This window comes from Pseudohalioglobus sediminis (genome assembly GCF_008370495.1).
Lineage (GTDB): Bacteria > Pseudomonadota > Gammaproteobacteria > Pseudomonadales > Halieaceae > Halioglobus.
Window position 1 is genome coordinate 117,175 of record NZ_VTUX01000005.1, and the last position, 19,275, is coordinate 136,449.

Annotated in this window: 17 protein-coding genes and 1 pseudogene; 5 read left to right on the forward strand and 13 right to left on the reverse strand. The window is 55.3% G+C overall.

Annotation, left to right across the window (positions count from 1 at the left end; translation table 11 throughout):
- Positions 1 to 4: 4 nt before the first annotated feature.
- Positions 5 to 1,225, forward strand: a complete 1,221-nt coding sequence (locus tag F0M18_RS11825; RefSeq protein ID WP_149611652.1) for a beta-ketoacyl-ACP synthase — start codon at positions 5 to 7, stop codon at positions 1,223 to 1,225.
- 55 nt (positions 1,226 to 1,280) lie between these two features.
- Here F0M18_RS11825 and F0M18_RS11830 read toward each other — a convergent pair whose 3' ends face one another.
- The 5 genes from F0M18_RS11830 to F0M18_RS11850 are packed head-to-tail and all read right to left on the reverse strand — an operon-like array spanning position 1,281 to position 4,642.
- Positions 1,281 to 1,715, reverse strand: coding sequence for a hypothetical protein (locus tag F0M18_RS11830; RefSeq protein ID WP_149611653.1), 435 nt, complete (start codon positions 1,713 to 1,715; stop codon positions 1,281 to 1,283).
- 57 nt (positions 1,716 to 1,772) lie between these two features.
- Positions 1,773 to 2,180, reverse strand: a complete 408-nt coding sequence (locus F0M18_RS11835) for a hypothetical protein (protein ID WP_149611654.1) — start codon at positions 2,178 to 2,180, stop codon at positions 1,773 to 1,775.
- A gap of 50 nt (positions 2,181 to 2,230) precedes the next feature.
- The gene (locus F0M18_RS11840) at positions 2,231 to 3,448 is read right to left on the reverse strand and encodes an NAD(P)/FAD-dependent oxidoreductase (RefSeq protein WP_149611818.1); all 1,218 of its coding nucleotides are present in this window, start codon (positions 3,446 to 3,448) and stop codon (positions 2,231 to 2,233) included.
- 26 nt (positions 3,449 to 3,474) lie between these two features.
- Positions 3,475 to 3,915: an excinuclease gene (locus tag F0M18_RS11845; protein ID WP_149611655.1), complete on the reverse strand. Its 441-nt coding sequence runs from the start codon at positions 3,913 to 3,915 to the stop codon at positions 3,475 to 3,477.
- 28 nt (positions 3,916 to 3,943) lie between these two features.
- Positions 3,944 to 4,642: an SHOCT domain-containing protein gene (locus tag F0M18_RS11850; RefSeq protein WP_149611656.1), complete on the reverse strand. Its 699-nt coding sequence runs from the start codon at positions 4,640 to 4,642 to the stop codon at positions 3,944 to 3,946.
- Positions 4,643 to 5,440: 798 nt separating this feature from the next.
- Between F0M18_RS11850 and F0M18_RS11855 the strand changes: the two are divergent.
- Positions 5,441 to 6,586 (forward strand): annotated as a pseudogene (locus tag F0M18_RS11855) (IS3 family transposase).
- Between the two features lie 507 nt (positions 6,587 to 7,093).
- Here F0M18_RS11855 and glmS read toward each other — a convergent pair.
- Positions 7,094 to 8,923 carry a glutamine--fructose-6-phosphate transaminase (isomerizing) gene (glmS, locus tag F0M18_RS11860; protein ID WP_149611657.1) on the reverse strand — a complete coding sequence of 610 codons (1,830 nt, stop codon included), beginning with the start codon at positions 8,921 to 8,923 and terminating at the stop codon, positions 7,094 to 7,096.
- Between the two features lies 1 nt (position 8,924).
- The gene (gene glmU / locus F0M18_RS11865; protein ID WP_149611658.1) at positions 8,925 to 10,295 is read right to left on the reverse strand and encodes a bifunctional UDP-N-acetylglucosamine diphosphorylase/glucosamine-1-phosphate N-acetyltransferase GlmU; all 1,371 of its coding nucleotides are present in this window, start codon (positions 10,293 to 10,295) and stop codon (positions 8,925 to 8,927) included.
- A 129-nt stretch (positions 10,296 to 10,424) separates the two neighbouring features.
- Between glmU and F0M18_RS11870 the strand changes: the two genes are divergently transcribed.
- The 3 genes from F0M18_RS11870 (at position 10,425) to aguA (ending at position 13,229) form a co-directional block, all read left to right on the forward strand.
- Positions 10,425 to 11,165: a TrmB family transcriptional regulator gene (locus tag F0M18_RS11870; RefSeq protein ID WP_149611659.1), complete on the forward strand. Its 741-nt coding sequence runs from the start codon at positions 10,425 to 10,427 to the stop codon at positions 11,163 to 11,165.
- 97 nt (positions 11,166 to 11,262) lie between these two features.
- Positions 11,263 to 12,144: an N-carbamoylputrescine amidase gene (aguB, locus tag F0M18_RS11875; RefSeq protein WP_149611660.1), complete on the forward strand. Its 882-nt coding sequence runs from the start codon at positions 11,263 to 11,265 to the stop codon at positions 12,142 to 12,144.
- The gene (aguA, locus tag F0M18_RS11880; RefSeq protein WP_149611661.1) at positions 12,141 to 13,229 is read left to right on the forward strand and encodes an agmatine deiminase; all 1,089 of its coding nucleotides are present in this window, start codon (positions 12,141 to 12,143) and stop codon (positions 13,227 to 13,229) included. The genes aguB and aguA overlap by 4 nt, the downstream gene beginning before the upstream one ends.
- On the opposite strand, the gene F0M18_RS11885 is transcribed toward aguA, so the two are convergent.
- The 6 genes from F0M18_RS11885 to F0M18_RS11910 form a co-directional block, all read right to left on the reverse strand.
- Positions 13,207 to 14,082 carry a patatin-like phospholipase family protein gene (locus F0M18_RS11885; RefSeq protein WP_149611662.1) on the reverse strand — a complete coding sequence of 292 codons (876 nt, stop codon included), beginning with the start codon at positions 14,080 to 14,082 and terminating at the stop codon, positions 13,207 to 13,209. The two genes, aguA and F0M18_RS11885, sit on opposite strands and share 23 nt — an antisense overlap.
- A gap of 294 nt (positions 14,083 to 14,376) precedes the next feature.
- Positions 14,377 to 14,805, reverse strand: a complete 429-nt coding sequence (locus tag F0M18_RS11890) for a F0F1 ATP synthase subunit epsilon (RefSeq protein WP_149611663.1) — start codon at positions 14,803 to 14,805, stop codon at positions 14,377 to 14,379.
- Positions 14,806 to 14,834: 29 nt separating this feature from the next.
- Positions 14,835 to 16,232 carry a F0F1 ATP synthase subunit beta gene (gene atpD / locus F0M18_RS11895; protein WP_149611664.1) on the reverse strand — a complete coding sequence of 466 codons (1,398 nt, stop codon included), beginning with the start codon at positions 16,230 to 16,232 and terminating at the stop codon, positions 14,835 to 14,837.
- Positions 16,233 to 16,296: 64 nt separating this feature from the next.
- Positions 16,297 to 17,160, reverse strand: a complete 864-nt coding sequence (gene atpG, locus F0M18_RS11900) for a F0F1 ATP synthase subunit gamma (RefSeq protein WP_149611665.1) — start codon at positions 17,158 to 17,160, stop codon at positions 16,297 to 16,299.
- Between the two features lie 6 nt (positions 17,161 to 17,166).
- Positions 17,167 to 18,711, reverse strand: coding sequence for a F0F1 ATP synthase subunit alpha (gene atpA, locus F0M18_RS11905; RefSeq protein WP_149611666.1), 1,545 nt, complete (start codon positions 18,709 to 18,711; stop codon positions 17,167 to 17,169).
- Positions 18,712 to 18,733: 22 nt separating this feature from the next.
- Positions 18,734 to 19,270, reverse strand: coding sequence for a F0F1 ATP synthase subunit delta (locus F0M18_RS11910; protein WP_149611667.1), 537 nt, complete (start codon positions 19,268 to 19,270; stop codon positions 18,734 to 18,736).
- Positions 19,271 to 19,275: the final 5 nt, after the last annotated feature.

A 19,275-nucleotide genomic window follows, 5' to 3' on the forward strand; every position in this document is an offset into this window, starting at 1 on the left:
CCAAATGAATAGAGTAGTTGTAACTGGCACAGGATGTGTCTCATCCCTCGGGACCAATTGGGTTGAAGTATATCCCCGCCTACAAAAGGCCGCTAATAAGATTCAGTATATAGAGGACTGGGACAGGTACGAGGGCTTGTTCACACGCCTTGGTGGCCCGGTTGCATGGGAGCGGCCTGCAGAGTGGTCTCGGAGAGTCGTTCGGTCAATGGGTCGTATAGCCATGATGGCTGTATCGGCCTCTGCGGATGCGATTGAAGAGGCAGGTCTAACAGGAGATCAAATTCTAGGCAGTGGCGATATGGGCATATCGTATGGCTCCTCGGCCGGAAGCACTGCGGCGTTGGGCGAGTTCGGTAACATGCTGCTCAACGAGCGTACAGATGGCCTAAATGCTACCAGCTATATCCGCATGATGAGCCATACCGCCCCAGTCAATATAGGCGTCTACTTCGGAATAAAGGGCCGAATTTACACCACTTCCAGCGCCTGCACATCTTCTAGTCAAGGTATTGGTTACGGTTATGAAGCCATTCGTAATGGGCTTCAAACCGTCATGCTCTGTGGCGGGGCAGAAGAGCTTTGTGCCACGGAGGCCGCAGTCTTTGATACCCTATACGCCACTTCGACTAGGAACAAGGAGCCATCTTTGACACCTAGACCTTTCGATCGTGATCGAGATGGTTTGGTAATAGGAGAGGGAGCCTGTTCTCTAGTGCTGGAAAACCTCGACCATGCTTTAGCACGGGGCGCCACCATATACGGAGAAATCATCGGCTTCGGTACAAATAGCGACGGCCTTCACGTGACGCAGCCTGATCACGAATCCATTTGTCGTGTACTAAACCTGGCACTCGAAGATGCGGGAATTGCTGCTGAGGAAGTTCAGTATGTCAGTGCTCACGGCACTGCCACCGACAAAGGCGATATTATTGAAAGTCGGGCTACTCACGATGTTCTGGGGAAAAATGTACCGATTAGTGCGCTTAAGAGTTACACAGGACATACTTTAGGAGCTTGTGGCTCTTTGGAAGCCTGGGTAACTCTGAACATGATGCGCGAGGGCTGGTTTCATCCAACAGTCAATCTCGACAATGTCGATGAGCGCTGCGCCGAGCTAGATTACATCACTGGCCCTGGTCGACGGATGAGTTGCGATATCGCCATGAGCAATAATTTCGCTTTCGGAGGAATTAATACATCCTTAATATTTAGGAAGTACTAGTAAATCCAGTTATGAGTTAGCCATCAAACTTAGGAAACCAAAGCCAAGTTCTGCTCTAGTCTACCCTGCCCCTAGATATCATTTCGTCCAACGCCAGGTTAATTATGTCATCATGCGTCTTGCCCATCGCTGCAAGTGATGTCTGATGAGATTCACCGTAAGCGATAATGTAGTTAGACTTTCTATCTCTAACCTCAATCTTCAAGTTCAGTAAGTACATCCGCATATCCCAATACCAGTTGTCAACATAACTGACTATGTGCGTGGCGTCTTCAGGAACACTTCCCCTTTCGCCGTGAGTAGCGTTGAATCCTCGCTCATTGAGTATGTTAGAAATATTGCTAGCCAAGTTGCGCTCATCTTTCGGCTGTCTCTCGACATAAAAAACCTTATCGTAAGCTTCTGATGGTAGCTTTTGACCATGCTGACTGGAGACACACCCGCTCAGAGAGAGAACAACCAAAGTTAATGCCAAAAAAATCCTTGTCATCAAATCTATTCCTTTTCAACCAGTTATATCAAACACGCCGAGCACAAAGACAAACAACTAACCACCGGACGAAGCTTCAAGCAATTCAGCTTGAATTTGCTCATCGAGTAATATTATCCACTTATTATAGTTGCGATGGATTTTTCCATTCTTTTCATCCAAACCATCGCTACTTTGAAGCGTAATGTTGTAGCTAAGTTCTGAGTAATCTATAAAGACTGTGGCATGGTGACGACCACGCACTGTAATTTTTGCTTGGACAGTATCCTCATCTAGATTGGATGCCTTCCAACGCTTGAATGTCGCAGCTTTAACAATAGCTTGGTTTACTTCTTGTTTTGTTAAAAGTGTTCCATCGTGCTTCGGTGGAACCAGTGAGTCTTGTACATTGTGGATTGGTTGTTGCGTACTACAAGCACTCAACAATGAGAATAAAATTGAAATCAGAGCCAATTTTTTGAACACGAAGCCACTCCATCGGTGCATGATAAAACCTAGAATCACTTTGATTATCGCTAATTACTACAGTAACGCCACAGCGCGTTCAATCGCCTTTCAGGATTGGCAACGTATGGGTTTTCTATATCCCAAGCATAGCCTGCCAGAATAGACGAAATCATATTGCGTATTTCTTCAGACTGCTGCTCATAAAATATTACATCCTGGAAACGGCCATCATACCAAGCCGTTACGAATGCCCTGAAGGTGTCCACCCCCTGCTTCAGTGGCTCGGCATACTCTACCTGCCAATCTACATTAGTTCCCTGAAGCTGGCGGTCTAGAATTTTCGCCGCTAAGCTGGCGGAGTGTAAGGCGATGGTTACACCCGAAGAAAAAACCGGATCTAGGAATTCACCTGCATTCCCTAACAAGGCCCAAGATGCTGTTGCCAGCGTACTAACATCCGCAGAATAGCCCGTTATCTGCCGGACTTCAGTATCCCACTGCGCCTCACACAATAGCTGATTGAGCTCCGGATCTTCTACAACGATAGAGCGTAATCTCACATCCAAATCATCTGGGTATTGATCTAAAAACTCAGGTTCTGCTACTACGCCAATCGAGCAACGGCCATCGCTAAATGGTATCAACCAATACCAGACATCCTTGTGAGCAGGATGTACGGTGATAAGAATCTTATTTCGATCGAATTTACTGTTTGTAATACGATCTTCTATATGACAGAACAACGATGAACGCACAGGAAAATCTGAGGGGTGCTCCAGATCAAATAGCCTTGGCAGCACCCTGCCAAAACCACTGGCATCAAGAACAAATCTCGCTCCCAACTCTACAACTGTTTGATCGGGTGTAATACAGGTTACCGTTACCGATGAATCATCGATCTCAACATTTTCTATCTTATGTTGGTAGCGTATATCGGCACCAAGTCTCTCAGCTTCATTCGCCAAAATCCGGTCAAACTCCGCCCTCTTGACCTGAAATGTTTCTCCAGGCCCAGCAGTAAACTTTTCTCGAAAATCAAAGCTACTGTAGGCCCCTTGGCGCTGGAAAACAGCGCCGTTTTTCTTCTGGAACCCGCCTGATTCAACCGCTGCGGTCATCCCGGCTTCCTCAATAAACTCCATACAGTGGGGCAAGAGGCTTTCGCCAATCGAAAAGCGCGGGAAGTTATCCTTTTCTAAAACAATGACTGAGTAGCCTTTTTGGACCAATAGAGCGGATGCTACTGCTCCTGAAGGCCCCGCGCCGATAACAATAACGTCGTACATTTCCAAGGTAGATCAGCGGGTGGATTCTATTCTTTCAAGGTTACGACATCGCCCACAAATGTCACACCGGCCATGATGGCTCCATTGCCGCACTCAAACTCAGTTTCACTCACAAACTCGTTCTTTTTGTAGTAACTCTTAATGTTAATGACGGCGTTGCCACCCTCTTTGGCTATACGGTCTTGGAAACTGAGCATCGCTGACAAGAAAGCCCACTGACAAGCAAACTCATCCGACTTACCGACCGCATTTGTTTTCTTGTTGGACATGAACTCACCGTGACTATCCTCTACCGATGCGTGGGCAGCCGATCCAAATAGATAAGTGTATCCCTTGTTGAGCTTTTCTTTGGCCGCGCTAATATTCATGGCTTCACTGATCGAGTAACGATTTCTATCATCACGTGCGTACACACTAGCCGAGAGAAATATTGAGATCATGAGAGCCGATAGGACCAGGTGCTTCATTAATTGATACCTATTTTTTAATATCGATTCATATTTCCGAGAGTATCTTCTCTCGCTTATCTAGATATTCTTTTTCTGTAATCAAATCCTCTCGATACAGAGACTCTAGCTTTTTAATCCTAATACCAACTGCAGTTTCGGACTGTTTAGTAGCCGCTAGAATGAACTCATCATCCGATAGCATTTTATCTATTGTCTTGTTCATGGCTAATTCAGCGAGATCGCGCAAGGTATCGACATCGCCAAAAACGCCTGCTCCTACCCCACTTTCAGTTTCATCAGTCTTATATGACTTCTCAAACACCGCATTTCTGCTCTCGTTTTCAATTAACGATATGCGTACATGGGCATGTGCTTCTCTGTTGAAATAGTAACTACAGTCAAATTTCGATATGGATACTTTCAGACTATAAGGCCCATCAATATCCGTACTATAGATCCCACTCTGCCCCAAAGCGGCTGTGTACATTTGATCGACGATGATGTCCGTAGATTGCTCTGTTTGAAGAGTCTTCAATACATTGCCATAACCACCACGGATAGCACCAAGCCAGTTACTTTCTGTGCCTCGGTCATCAGATACCACAATAGAGTTAATTGTCGGACCAGCTTCAGGTGCTGCAATTCCTGAGCCCTCGTACTCAACAACTGTTTGATGTGTAGAGCACGCGGAAATGAAAATCAGAATCGTGAAGGTAAAAGAGAGCCGGGAAAAAAGTCTAAGCATATAGATGGTCCATCACCCAATATTTGAGAGCGGCAGATTATCATAAATCCGAAATCCCTTTCCTGATTTCAGTCAGTTTATGGGGACTCACCAATAGGCCCGGAGATATGCAATGTCTGGCATTTAACTACGCAGGACCTCACACCGAGTAAGAGCCGGTAGACGATACCTCTGGTGCGCAGGCTTCCGCTCAGCATATAAAACACACAAATCGAATAACTACTGGCCAGTAAAAATGTGTCTTTTTAGCTGACACCCGAGCCAGAAAATGAAGTTAATTCCCCGATAAAACAATGTGTTATCAACATTTTTGCGCAATTTAACTACGAATTTAAGCCCCCAACTCTCTAATGACAAGATCGTCATGAAAAACAACAAATACGACGGGGAATGCACAGAAAACCAAATAAATACTATATATATCAATATGTTATGATTGTCATATGTATTTATATACAGTATTGTCTGTCATCATATCCACCTAAAGGGGTAAATATGGCAAGAGGAGGGCGCTATCAGTCAATACAGGATTACGACCGCAACCTGAGAAAGGGCGTGGGGACGGGAACAATGGATAGTTATCAGCCCTGGTTTAGAGTCCAGGATGTTCCTGGTAACTCTGGGCGATCTTCCAAGCCGTTTGGAGTTAAAACATGTCGTCAGCATCACTTGCTATCAGATATCGAAAAAAATTGCTTTCCGTACTTCGAGTATCAACAAGGCGTGGTTGATTTAAGGGAACAGTTTTGTAAATACCCTATCCAATAGTCCCGCGCAAATCTGGAGTTCTCAGCCATAATCAATGAGGCAAGGAGAACGACAAGGCGTAAATCCCGATTCGCTGAATCCCAGATTGTGAAGGTGCTGAAGGAAGTCGAAGGCGGTAGACAGGTGATGGAAGTCTGCCGCGAGTACGGCATTTCAGATGCGACCTACTACAACTGGAAAGCCAAATACGGCGGCATGGAGGTATCCGATATACGGCGACTGAAGGAGCTTGAAGAGGAGAACGGCCGGCTCAAACGGATGTTCGCCGATCTCAGTCTCAAGCATGAAGCCCTTAAGGATATCGTTGAAAAAAAGTTTTAAGGCCGGCAGCGAAGCGCGAGCTCGTCGACTTCGCCAGTCAGATGCACGGGCTGAGCCTCAGGGCAGCATGCCAGATACTGAACCTCAGCCGCTCTGTCTACCGCTACCGGCCAGACACGGCCAGACACGGCCAAGGATACGCCCGTGATTGAAGCTATTCATGCGGTCGTTGAGGAATTCCCTGGCTGGGGCTTTCCCAAGGTGTACAAGACGCTGAGGCGGCGTGGATACGGCTGGAACCATAAACGCGTGCATCGCGTTTATTGCCTCCTGCGGCTAAACAAGCGGCGCAAAGGCAAGCGCAGGCTGCCAACCCGTAATCCAGAGCCACTGGCGGTACCGAGCATGGCCAATCAGTGCTGGTCGATGGACTTCATGAGCGACACCCTACGCGATGGTCGTCGGTTCCGCACCTTCAATGTCCTGGAGGGTTTCAATCGGGAAATCCTCGCGATAGAGATAGACCTGAATTTGCCAGCAGCCAGGGTCATCCGAGTACTGGATCGGATTGCTGAGCAAAAGGGCTTTCCAGAGAAAATGCGCTGCGACAACGGGCCGAAATTTGTGTCCATCGCGTTGGCAGGTTGGGCAGAGAATCACGGCATACACCTGGACTTTATCAAGCCAGGCAAGCCTACCCAGAACTCGTACGTTGAACGCTTTAACCGAACCTACAGGGACGAGATCCTGGATCTGTACCTGTTCAGTTCACTGACGGAGGTGAGGACTCTCACCAACGAATGGATGAGGAAGTACAACGAACAGCGGCCTCATGACTCGCTCTGAGACCTGACTCCAATCGAGTATTTGGTGGCCGCCAAACAGGCGGAAAACTCTAGTAATGCGTGGAGCTAATCAGGGGATACTTACAAGTCTACCTGGCAGTGCCCGAAAACCCGATAATCTACTTCGGGCCTCGCCCGTTCCTTCCGCGGATTCTTATTTTTGAACTCAGTTAGAAACCATTCAGAATAGCAGCTAGACCCATCAAGAAAATCTATAAGTGGGGCTAGGTTATGTCTTCTTATAGCAGCGCTACCATCAATGCCCAACTGTTCATTGATTACATCGAACTGTGTTGGAATAAGTCGTACAGCCCTTCTATAAACTCCAAAGAGATTAGAGGGTGTTAACTTAACTCCCGCCAACAACCTACGTCTTATTACGATACTAAGGAAGGATTCCCGATCATGAGGAAAAAACATCGAGTGCAAGACTAAAGCCGGCCAAAAAGGAACATAAACGTTATATTTACTAATTTTTATTTATTGAGTTGGCAATTTTTCTGTCAGTGCGCATTAATTATTCTTTTATGTTCAAGAATTTTTAGTTCTGCACACTGGCTGCGGGGCCCGACGGCCGCTATTCCACCGTCACCGACTTGGCAAGGTTGCGCGGCTTGTCCACATCCGTGCCTTTTTGCACCGCAACATGGTAGGAGAGCAGTTGCAGGGCCACCGTGTATATCACCGGCTTCATGGCCTCGGGACAGTGCGGCATGTTCAATACCCGGACGCGAGGCTCGCTCTCAAAACCCGCTGCCCGATCGGCAAACACGAAAAGTTCGCCGCCACGGGAGCGCACCTCCTCCAGGTTGGACTTCAATTTCTCCAACAGTTCATCCCCCGGCGCCACGGCGATCACCGGCATGTCGTCGTCCACCAGCGCCAGCGGTCCATGCTTCAATTCGCCGGCGGGGTATGCCTCAGCGTGTATGTACGAGATTTCCTTGAGCTTCAGCGCCCCTTCCATGGCGATCGGATACTGTATGCCGCGGCCGAGAAACAGCGCGTGGTGCTTGGGTATAAATGCCTCGGAAAGGGCCTCTATGTTGGTATCAAGTTCCAGCGTCTCCTGCACGTAATCGGGTAAACGCTGCAGGGCGTTGACCAGCTCACGCTGTGTCTCCGGCTCCATCCCGCCGCGCCTGCCCAGGGCAATTGTCAGCATCAGCAGGGCGACCAGTTGCGTGGTGAATGCCTTGGTGGAGGCAACGCCTATCTCCGCCCCGGCCCGGGTAAGAAACACCAGGTCACTCTCGCGCACCAGTGAGCTGTTATCCACATTGGCAATGACCATCGAGCCGACGAACTCACCGGGAGCGGCGTTGCGCAGCGCCGCCAGCGTATCTGCGGTCTCACCGGACTGCGAAATGGTCAGCAGCAGGGTGCCCTCGTGCTGCACCCGCTTGCGATATCGAAATTCAGAAGCAACTTCGACTTCACAGGGGATTCCCGCCAACTCCTCAAGCCAGTAGCGGCCTACCATACCGGCGTGATAGCTGGTACCGCAGGCGACAATCTGCACATTGCGGACGCGGTCGAAAATATCCGCAGCGTTGTCACCGAAACAGGCGTCGTCGCTGAGCAGGCCGGCACCGGCGCTGAACGTGGCCGCCAGCGCGCGGGGCTGCTCGTAGATTTCCTTGAGCATATAGTGATCGTAGCCACCGAGATCAACCGACTCGACCACCTCGTCGATGCGGGTCTGTTCGCGACTAACGGCCTCACCCTGCTGGTCAAATACCTGCAGGGAGGAGGGGGAAATCAACGCCATGTCACCCTCCTCAAGATAGATAAAGCGGTCAGTGACCTGACGCAGGGCCATCTGGTCGGAGGCGAGGAAATTCTCACCGATACCGACGCCGATCACCAGGGGGCTGCCCTGGCGCGCAGCCACGACCTGGTCCGGGTGGTCGGCATCAACCGCGGCAATGGCATAGGCGCCCTCGAGCCTGGCCACTGCCTGGCGCAGGGCTTCCAGCAGATCCAGGCCCTGCTGCAGGTAGTAATGCAGCAAGTGCACTATGACCTCGGTATCAGTGGAGGAGGCAAAATCGTAACCCGCTGCCTTCAGTTCATCACGCAAAGTGGCGTGATTCTCGATAATGCCGTTGTGCACCAGGGCCAGGCGATCTCCCGAAATATGAGGGTGGGCATTGGCGGCGGAGGGCTCGCCGTGCGTGGCCCAGCGCGTATGCGCGATGCCGGTGCAGCCATAGTGCGGCTGCAAGGCCTGCACCCGCTCCAGTTCACTGACTTTACCCAGTTGCTTGTGCAGCAGCAGGTTGCCTTCGTTATCCAGCAACGCCATGCCGGCGGAGTCATAACCGCGGTATTCGAGCCGCCGCAGCCCCTCCAGCAATATCTCCGAAACCTCGCGCCTGGCCGCCGCCGCTACAATGCCACACATACTACTTGTCCCCGTCCTGTTTACCCGGCCGCTGCCAGCCCTGGATGTTGCGCTGCTTCGCACGGCTTACCGCCAGTTCGTCACCGCCGACCGGCTTGGTCAGCGTGGAACCCGCCGCAACGAAACCGCCAGCGGCGATGTCTATGGGTGCCACCAGCGTACTGTTTGATCCGATAAAGACCCCATCACCTATCGCGGTCTTGTGTTTGTTGATGCCGTCATAGTTGCAGGTGATGGTGCCGGCACCCACATTGACGCCCTCGCCCATGTCACAGTCACCGATATAGGTAAGGTGATTGACCTTACTGCCGGGGCCGATGCGGGCATTCTTGGTTTCCACGAAGTTGCCAATGCGGGCTCCTGCCGCCAACTCGGTGCCCGGACGCAGGCGCGCATAGGGTCCGACATTGGCATCGGGGCCGACGCTAGCGTCCTCTAGGTGACACATCGCGTGCACGCTGGCGTGGTCTGCTATCTGCACGTTCCTGAGCACACAGTTGGGGCCGATACGCACGCCATTGCCGAGGGTCACTGTCCCCTCGATTACGACATTGACGTCAATCACCACGTCGTCGCCACAGGTCAACTGGCCACGGATGTCCAGCCGGGCCGGGTCCGCCAGGCTGACACCCTCTCGCATCAGCTCCCGGGCCTGTCGCAGCTGGAATTCCCGCTCCACAGCGCTGAGTTGCAAGCGATCATTGACGCCCTGTATCTCCAGCTCCGAGGGCGCGACCTGCGCGGGCACGGCCTTGCCATCTGCTACCGCCATCGCCAGCACATCCGGCAGGTAATACTCGCCCTGGCTGTTACCGTTACCCACTTCGGGCAGGTAGTTGTTCAGGTCGGCGGCCGGTGCGGCGAGCACGCCGGTGTTGATCTCATCGATCAGTAACTCTTCAGCTCCGGCGTCCTTGTGCTCAACCACACCGCGTACATTGCCCCACTCATCGCGCAGCACGCGCCCGTAGCCGGCCGGGTTCGCCACATGGGCTGTGAGCAGCGCCGGAGCAGCGCTTACCCGTGCGACCAGGGCGCGCAGGGTTGCAGCAGTGATCAGGGGCACATCACCGTACAGCACCAGTACAATGCTGTCTGCCGCCACCGACGGCATGGCCTGGAGCACGGCGTGCCCGGTGCCCAGCCGCTGCTCCTGCACCACCCAGTTGATATCCGGGTCGGCGATGGCCTCGCGCACAGCTTCAGCGCCATGACCGACAACCACGTGCACGGCACGCGGCTCCAGCTCCCGGGCCGTATTCAGCACATGCTGCAACATGGGTACGCCCGCCACGGGGTGCAGGACTTTGGGCAATGCGGACTTCATGCGGGTGCCCTGGCCCGCGGCAAGAATAATGATTTCGAGGTTCATCTGGCGCGTTCCCAGCGAGGTTGTCAGGCTCACTGTCAGTTTTTTTTTGACAGAGTTAGTTCGTTAAGCGCATATTAATGCTGCGATAAATCAATACAACGTTTTTTGTCACATAAAAATTGACAACAAGTGAAACTCGAAAGCCTACATCAGCTGGGTCTGGACGACCGCGAAATCAAAGTCTATCGCGCATTGCTGCGACTGGGGCCGGCGTCTATTCGCGATGTGGCGGCGGCAGCCGGCATCAACCGCGGCACCACCTATGAAACACTCAAGCAACTGGCCACCAAGGGTGTGGTCAACTATTTCCCACGCGGTAAACGGCGCGTGTTCCAGGCCGAGGATCCGGACCAGTTGCTGCACCTGGCAGAGCGCAAACAGCAGGCCCTGAACCAGGCGGTAGAGCAGCTACGCACGGAAGTCATACCCGAGCTCAAGCAGAGCCGCGCGGTGTTCAGCCCCGGGAATGTGCGCTTTTACGAAGGCGACGATGGCGTGGAACTGGTGCTGCGGGACATTCTCAACAGCACCGCCAAGGACCCGGAGCGGGGCTATGCGGTGATATCCACCAAGACACTGCGCGAACACCTTTACCGCCCGTTCCCGAATTTTACCCGGCAGCGGGAGAGCCGGGGCATCCGCGTGCGGGTGATTGCCGTCGGAGAAGGCGGGGATGAAGCCGAGTACGCAGAGCGCAAGTGGCTACCGGCGGCAGCCGCCGCTGATGCCTCGTACATTGCCATCTACCCGCCAAAAGTGGCGATGATTACCCTGGCGGAGGAAAATTTCCCGGTGGTGGTGATCATAGATTCCGCCGCCATCGCCTCCACGCAGCAAATCCTTTTCGACACGCTGTGGCAATTACTCTGAGCGCCCTTACCCGAAGGTGGTAGACCATATTCTGACCAGGTGTTCTATCCTGAGGCACTGAACTGCACACCCTGCTCGCACCGGAGAAATGCCAGCCATGAGCCGCACCGTGACTTTCGCCGCCACCCAACTCGCCATCGATTGGGACCTTGACGCCAACCAGGACAAGGCCGAGAACGCCGTGCGCGAGGCGCACGCCGCCGGCGCCCAGGTGATCCTGCTACAGGAGCTGTTTGCCACACCCTACTTTTGCAAGACGCAACAGTACCGCTACCTGGATCTGGCTGCACCGCGGGAAGGCCATCCACTGATTGAGCGCTTTGCGCTGCTGGCCCGAGAGCTCGAGGTAGTGCTGCCACTGAGCTACTACGAGCGTGACACCAATACGTTCTTCAATTCACTGGTGATGATCGACGCCGATGGCACCGTGCTGGAAAACTATCGCAAGACACACATCCCCGACGGGCCGGGTTATTGCGAGAAATTCTACTTCACCCCGGGAGACACCGGATTCAAGGTCTGGCGCACGCGCTACGGTGTCTTCGGCGCAGGTATCTGCTGGGACCAGTGGTTCCCGGAAACGGCTCGCTGTTGCGCTTTGATGGGCGCGGAAGCCATGTTTTTCCCCACCGCGATCGGCTCTGAACCCCAGGACAACGAACTGGACTCACGTGATCACTGGCAGCGCGTCATGCAGGGTCACGCGGCGGCCAACGTGCTGCCCGTCATCGCTTCAAATCGCACCGGCGTGGAGGAAGATGACGGCATCACCACCACGTTCTATGGCTCCTCCTTTATCACTGACCATACCGGCGAGAAAATTGCTGAAGCCGGTCGCGACGATGACAAAATCCTGCTGGCTTCGATCGACCTGGACGCGGTCGCCGAATATCGTCGCGCCTGGGGCCTGTTCCGGGACCGGCGGCCGGAACTGTACCAGCCGCTGGCGCAACACGCATGCGGGCCAGCGGACGCATGAGCAGTTCACTGCCAGGCACACCCCGGGCGGACGGCTTCCGCATGCCCGGCGAGCACGAACCACAACAGGCCGTGTTGATGGCCTGGCCGGAACGCGCCGACAACTGGCGCGAGGCAGCCGGACCGGCCCAGCGCGCGTTTGCTGCTGTGGCCGCCGCCATCGCAGCAGCCACGCCTGTCATCATGTGCATCAGCGCTGCACAGCGCGAGAGCGCCAGGGCGCTGCTGCCCGCCGGGGTAACGCTTCTGGAAATTCCCTGTAACGACAGCTGGATGCGGGATATCGGGCCCACCTACGTGGTGAATTCGCAGGGCGAGAAACGCGGCATCGACTGGGGTTTCAATGCCTGGGGTGGCGAGGTCAACGGCCTGTATCCGGACTGGTCGCTGGATGCGGCCATGGCCGCCAGCGTGCTGGCGGCGCGCGGCGAGGGCCGCTACCGGGCGCCCTTGGTACTCGAGGGTGGCTCCATCCACGTGGACGGGCAGGGCACCTGTATCACCACCGCAGAATGCCTGCTGCACCCCGGTCGCAACCCACAACTTGACCAGTCCGCGATAGGCGCGTTGTTAAAGGACTACCTGAATGTCGACAAGATCATCTGGCTGCCGCGGGGCCTGCACAATGACGAAACCGATGGCCATGTGGACAACATCCTGCACATTGCCGGCCCTGGGGAGGTATTGCTGACCTGGTGCGACGACCCCGTTGACCCGGTCTTCGAGATCTGCCGGGAGTGCCTTGCCGCCCTGGAACTGGAGACCGATGCCCGCGGTCGCCGGTTTACCGTGCACAAATTGCCCATGCCCGGGCCGCTGCTGCTGCAGCCGGAAGAAGCCGCCGGCATAGCCCCTTCCGGCGGCATGTCGAGAATGGCAGGCGAGCGCCTGGCGGGTTCCTACGCCAATTTTCTTATCACCAACCAGCGCGTGGTATTCCCGCTGCTGGATCCGCGCCACGACGACGACGCCCGCGACATCCTGCAAGCTGTGTTTCCGCAGCACCAGGTAGTCGGCGTACCGGGCCGGGAAATCCTGCTCGGTGGCGGCAACATCCACTGCATTACCCAGCAGATACCCCTCTGAGCGACTCCTGCGCGCTGAGGCCGTCGGCGAACGCTTGCCCGTCACGCCGGCCCAGGTCATAGGTTTCCTGTAAACCTTCTGGGTTGGCGTAATCGAACTTGTCGATGCGCACCGGTTGCGACGGTTGCACATAAACGCGCCGTCCCGGTTCTGGCAGTGGTCGGGGGTAGCGCTTGCTGAGCAGTACCAGTGTCCTGCCCTCGAGGCCATCCGCCAGGTGGGCGGGAACGTTGTCGATGATGCCGCCGTCCAGCACACGTTGGCCGCGATAGCCGTTTCCCGGCAATACCGGCGGTACGCAGGAAGACGCCAGGATAATCTCGATCAGCTCTTCGACGCTGTCCACGTCGTGGTTGCCCTGCACCAGTTGCTCGAAACCCAGTCGCCGGGTCCAGCTCGGGTGCAACACGCCGGTCAGGTGTTTTTCGACACCGTACAGGCTGAACGCAAGCAGGGTGCCCGGTGTGGTCGGCAGATAGCGCGGAAAGCGCGCCATCAGAAATTCCAGGCGCCGGTCCTGCAGCGCCACCAGATCGTCCTCGACCAGAAATTCCTCCAGCGCCCGCCGGTACATGTCCATGTGCGGCAGCAGGGGTTTGCCCGTGCCGGGCCTGAGGTTTTGCCAGTGGATATTGCGCGGATTGTCGGCAGTCAGGCGCTTGAACAGTTCCAGGGCCTCGGGTGCGCGATCCAGCAGCGCCGCCGTGGCCATGGCGCTACCGGCACTGGTGCTGGCGGCATAGCGAACCGAACGATTGAGCGCGAGGCCGGCGCTGTTGGCGCCGTCCCAAAAGCCCAGTTGCCAGAGGCAACGACTGCCACCGCCGGCGAAAATGGCATTACGAAACGTCATGTTCAGCGCGCCGACTGCCGCAATGTTGCTGGAAACAGCGCCGGGTTGGCACTACTCTCCGGCAACAGGCAGGCGGCTGGAATCATTTGCTTTCGCACAATAAAAAACACCCTGTTCAATCGCCCAGACGCTAACCCATTTTACAGGGCGCGCCAGGCGGGACCTGCCCCGGCACGCAACGGGAAGAAACGCTTCCCGCAACCGCATACGAAAAAGCCCCGGTGGTAAAACCGGGGCTTTTGCTGGTGTCGGTGGCAACCGGGGTCACTGCCGACAGTCCGGTGCGGAGTGGGCTTAACCGCGCCCCGCCCGGTTCTTCATCTTGCGCAGGGTGGCCAGCTGGGCTGCTGCTTCGGCCAGCTGCGCGGAGGCACGACCGTAGTCGAACTCGCCTGACTGGTTCGCCAGTGCATGCTCGGCCTCCTTACGTGCTTCCTCTGCTGCCGCTTCATCTACATCGTGGGCGCGAATAGCCGTATCCGCCAGGATCGAAACCACACCCGGCTGCACTTCGAGGAAACCGCCAGAGACATAGTAGACCTCTTCGTTTCCATCCTGTGTGACGATACGCACCGGGCCCGGCACCAGGCCGGTCAGCAGCGGCGCGTGGCCGTAACTGACGCCCAGTTCGCCTTCGCTACCCGTGGCGACCAGCGTTTCCACCAGGCCGGAGAAGATTTCCTCTTCGGCACTCACGATGTCGCAGTGAATTGTCATTGCCATATTTCTGGCCTCTCTCTACGACTGCTGACTTACAGGCTCTTGGCTTTCTCGACAGCTTCTTCAATGCTGCCAACCATGTAGAAAGCCTGCTCCGGCAGATGATCATATTCACCGGCGAGGATGCCCTTGAAGCCGGCAATGGTGTCTTTCAGGGACACATACTTACCGGGGGAGCCGGTAAATACTTCCGCCACGTGGAAGGGCTGGGACAGGAAACGCTCAATTTTACGTGCGCGGTCCACAGTCTGCTTGTCTTCCTCGGACAGTTCGTCCATACCCAGGATGGCGATGATGTCCTTCAGTTCCTTGTAGCGCTGCAGCACGTTCTGTACACCGCGCGCGGTGTCGTAGTGCTCGTTGCCGATCAGCAGCGGGTCCAGCTGACGGGAGGTAGAGTCCAGTGGATCAACCGCAGGGTAGATACCTTTCGCGGCGATATCACGAGACAGTACCACGGTGGCGTCAAGGTGGGCGAAGGTTGTTGCCGGTGACGGGTCGGTCAGGTCGTCCGCCGGCACGTATACCGCCTGGATCGAGGTGATGGAACCAACCTTGGTCGAAGTAATACGTTCCTGCAGTACACCCATTTCTTCCGCCAGTGTAGGCTGGTAGCCCACCGCGGAAGGCATACGACCCAGCAGTGCCGATACCTCGGTTCCCGCCAGGGTGTAACGGTAGATGTTGTCAACGAACAGCAGTACGTCACGACCTTCATCACGGAACTTCTCAGCCATGGTCAGGCCGGTCAGGGCCACACGCAGACGGTTGCCGGGGGGCTCATTCATCTGGCCGTATACCATGGCCACTTTGGATTCGCTGAAGGTCTCGACGTTAACAACGCCGGATTCCTGCATCTCGTAGTAGAAGTCGTTACCCTCACGAGTACGCTCACCTACACCGGCAAAAACCGACAGTCCGGAGTGCTGAATCGCAATGTTGTTGATCAGCTCCATCATGTTAACGGTCTTACCAACACCGGCACCGCCGAACAGGCCGATCTTGCCGCCCTTGGCAAAAGGACATACCAGGTCGATCACCTTGATGCCGGTCTCCAGCAGTTCTTCCGCTGCAGCCAGCTCATCGTAGGCAGGAGCATCGCGGTGAATCGGCGCGCGCTCTTGCTCACCAATGGGGCCACACTCGTCAATGGGGTTGCCCAGCACGTCCATGATGCGACCCAGTGTTTCCTGGCCGACAGGCACGGAAATCGGTGCGCCGGTGTTCTCTACCGCGAGACCGCGGGAAAGACCTTCTGAAGAACCCAGTGCAATTGCACGCACCACACCATCGCCCAGCTGCTGCTGTACTTCCAGAGTGGTATCTTTCTCGGTGATCTTCAGTGCATCGTATACCTGCGGTACGGCGTCACGTGGGAATTCCACGTCGATTACCGCGCCGATGATTTGTACGACTCGTCCGCTACTCATGTTCGGATCCTCTATTTCAAAATCAAATTCTTTCACTGACCCCGCGGGGCCCAATCAGTACCGCTTAGCTGATCGCCGCGGCACCGCCAACAATTTCGGACAGCTCCTGGGTAATCGCCGCCTGGCGCGCTTTGTTGTAAATAAGCTGCAGGTCGTCGATCAGTTCGCCGGCATTCTCAGTGGCGTTCTTCATTGCCATCATCCGTGCCGCCTGTTCACAGGCACCGTTTTCCACTACCGCCTGGTAAACCTGGGACTCGATATAACGGGTCAGCAGGCCTTCCAGCAACTCCTTGGCGTCGGGCTCGTAAATGTAATCCCAGTGGTGCTTCATATCGTCGGACTCTTTTGCTTCCAGCGGCAGCAACTGCTCAACTGTCGGCTCCTGAGTCATGGTATTGACGAAATGGTTGCTTACCAGGAACAGGCGATCGATCTTGCCTTCCTCGTAAGAGTCCAGCATGGCTTTGACGCCACCGATAAGATCCGAGACCGAGGGCTCTTCCCCGAGGTCACGCACAGCCGCGGTGACGTTACCACCATAGCTGTTGAAGAATGCGGTGGCTTTCGCGCCGACCAGTGACAGGTCGATATCAATGCCCTGGTCGTTCCACTGCTTCATGGACTTCACGGTTGCCTTGAACAGGTTGATGTTCAGGCCGCCACAGAGGCCGCGGTCGGTGGATATAACGATGTAGCCAACACGCTTGATTTCACGCTGCTCCATGTACATGTGCTGGTACTCAGGTGCAGCGTTCGCGATGTGACCAACCACGGAGCGCATACGGCGGGCGTAGGGCTTACCCAGCTGCATACGTTCCTGAGCCTTGCGCATTTTCGACGCCGCCACCATTTCCATGGCGCTGGTGATCTTCTGCGTGCTCTGGATACTCGAGATCTTGGTGCGGATTTCTTTTCCGGCTGCCATAACGATTTACCAGGTTTGAGTCGACTTGAACTTCTCGATAGCAGACTTGAAGGTGCCTTCTATCTCGTCGTTGTAATCACCGCTTTCCACGATGCTCTTCATCAGGTCGCCGTGCTCTGCGTGCATGTAGGACAACAGCGCATCCTCGAAGTCACCGATCTTGGCCACTTCCACGTCCTCGAGATAGCCTTCGTTGGCAGCGTAGAGCACCAGGCCCATCTCGGCGATGGACTGGGGTGAATACTGCTTCTGCTTCATCAGCTCGGTAACTCGCTCACCGAGGTCCAGCTGGGCCCTGGTGGCATCATCGAGATCGGAAGCAAACTGCGAGAACGCCGCCAGTTCACGGTACTGCGCCAGTGCGGTACGAATACCACCGGACAGCTTCTTCATGATCTTGGTCTGGGCCGCACCACCTACACGCGATACGGAGATACCGGCGTTCATTGCCGGGCGAATACCCGCGTTGAACATGTCGGCCTCAAGGAAGATCTGACCGTCGGTAATGGAGATCACGTTGGTCGGTACGAAGGCAGACACGTCACCAGCCTGGGTTTCAATAACCGGCAGTGCTGTGAGTGAACCGGTTTGGCCTTTCACTTCACCGTTGGTGAATTTCTCGACGTAATCAGCGTTAACACGGGCCGCGCGCTCCAGCAGACGGGAGTGCAGGTAGAACACGTCACCGGGGTAAGCTTCACGACCGGGAGGACGACGCAGCAGCAGGGAGATCTGGCGATAGGCCCAGGCCTGCTTGGTCAGGTCATCGTAAATGATCAGGGCATCTTCACCGCGATCGCGGTAGTACTCGCCCATGGTGCAACCGGCAAACGGTGCCAGGTACTGCATGGCAGCGGGATCGGAAGCAGTCGCAGCGACCACAATGGTGTGGTCCATGGCGCCGTGCTCTTCCAGCTTGCGCACTACCGCGGCAACGGAGGAGGCCTTCTGGCCTACCGCCACGTAGATACACTTAATGCCGGAGTCTTTCTGGTTGATGATCGCGTCAACCGCGATCGCAGTTTTACCGATCTGGCGGTCACCAATGATCAGCTCACGCTGGCCGCGACCGATGGGCACCATGGAGTCAACGGCCTTGAGGCCGATCTGCACCGGCTGGTCAACCGATTGACGGGCGATAACGCCCGGCGCCACTTTTTCCAGGGCGTCGGTCAGGGATGCGTTGACCGGGCCCTTGCCGTCGATGGGGTTACCCAGTGCGTCTACCACGCGGCCCTGCAGTTCCGGGCCGACCGGTACTTCCAGGATACGGCCGGTACAGCGACAGCTCTGGCCTTCGGCCAGGCTCTTGTAGTCACCCAGTATTACCGCGCCAACGGAGTCACGCTCCAGGTTGAGCGCCATACCGTAGATGCCGCCCTCAAATTCGATCATCTCACCGTACATCACTTCGGCGAGACCATGGATACGAATGATACCGTCGGATACGGAAACCACGGTGCCTTCGTTGCGAGCCTCAGAAGACACATCGAGCGAATCGATGCGCGACTTGATGATCTCGCTAATCTCAGATGGATTCAGTTGCTGCATGCTCTGTTCCTCAATCCTAATTCTAGGAATTCATTGCTTCGGCCAGCTTGTTCAGCCTGCCGCGCAAGGAGCCATCGATCACCAGATCACCGGCCCTGATTAATACGCCACCCAGAAGGTTGTTGTCGGTGGATGTGCTCACCTTCACCTCGCGCTCGAGTTTCTTGCCCAGTGCTGCCGCCAACCGCTCTGCGGTGGCGTCGTCCAGGTCAAAGGCGGAAATCACCTCGACATCCACGGACTTTTCCTGGCTGGACTTGAGCAGGTCAAACTGGGCATGAATTTCCGGCAATAGCGACAGGCGCTTGTTGGAGGAAAGAATCGTAATGAAGTTCTTTACCTCGGCGCCGATGGCGTCACCACAGACGTCGTTGACGATCTGTGCCTGCCTTTCATCGGTGATGGACGGATTGTCCAGCACAGACTCCATGCCTTCAGCTTGGGTCACGGCCGCAGCCGTACCCAGTTGCTCCAGCCATTGCGCCAGCGAATTGTGCTCGCGGGCATACTCGAAAGCTGCCCTGGCGTAGGGGCGTGCCAGTGTGCTTAGTTCAGCCATAGCTC

Bases quoted from the DNA above. Each gene is read 5' to 3' on its own strand.
- F0M18_RS11825 (WP_149611652.1), top strand. From the start codon at position 5: ATGAATAGAGTAGTTGTAACTGGCACAGGATGTGTCTCATCCCTCGGG.
- F0M18_RS11830 (WP_149611653.1), bottom strand. From the start codon at position 1,715: ATGACAAGGATTTTTTTGGCATTAACTTTGGTTGTTCTCTCTCTGAGC.
- F0M18_RS11840 (WP_149611818.1), bottom strand. From the start codon at position 3,448: ATGTACGACGTTATTGTTATCGGCGCGGGGCCTTCAGGAGCAGTAGCA.
- F0M18_RS11845 (WP_149611655.1), bottom strand. From the start codon at position 3,915: ATGAAGCACCTGGTCCTATCGGCTCTCATGATCTCAATATTTCTCTCG.
- F0M18_RS11850 (WP_149611656.1), bottom strand. From the start codon at position 4,642: ATGCTTAGACTTTTTTCCCGGCTCTCTTTTACCTTCACGATTCTGATT.
- glmS (WP_149611657.1), bottom strand. From the start codon at position 8,923: ATGTGTGGCATTGTAGCGGCGGCGGCCAGGCGCGAGGTTTCGGAGATA.
- glmU (WP_149611658.1), bottom strand. From the start codon at position 10,295: ATGAACCTCGAAATCATTATTCTTGCCGCGGGCCAGGGCACCCGCATG.
- aguB (WP_149611660.1), top strand. From the start codon at position 11,263: ATGAGCCGCACCGTGACTTTCGCCGCCACCCAACTCGCCATCGATTGG.
- aguA (WP_149611661.1), top strand. From the start codon at position 12,141: ATGAGCAGTTCACTGCCAGGCACACCCCGGGCGGACGGCTTCCGCATG.
- F0M18_RS11885 (WP_149611662.1), bottom strand. From the start codon at position 14,082: ATGACGTTTCGTAATGCCATTTTCGCCGGCGGTGGCAGTCGTTGCCTC.
- F0M18_RS11890 (WP_149611663.1), bottom strand. From the start codon at position 14,805: ATGGCAATGACAATTCACTGCGACATCGTGAGTGCCGAAGAGGAAATC.
- atpD (WP_149611664.1), bottom strand. From the start codon at position 16,232: ATGAGTAGCGGACGAGTCGTACAAATCATCGGCGCGGTAATCGACGTG.
- atpG (WP_149611665.1), bottom strand. From the start codon at position 17,160: ATGGCAGCCGGAAAAGAAATCCGCACCAAGATCTCGAGTATCCAGAGC.
- atpA (WP_149611666.1), bottom strand. From the start codon at position 18,711: ATGCAGCAACTGAATCCATCTGAGATTAGCGAGATCATCAAGTCGCGC.
- F0M18_RS11910 (WP_149611667.1), bottom strand. From the start codon at position 19,270: ATGGCTGAACTAAGCACACTGGCACGCCCCTACGCCAGGGCAGCTTTC.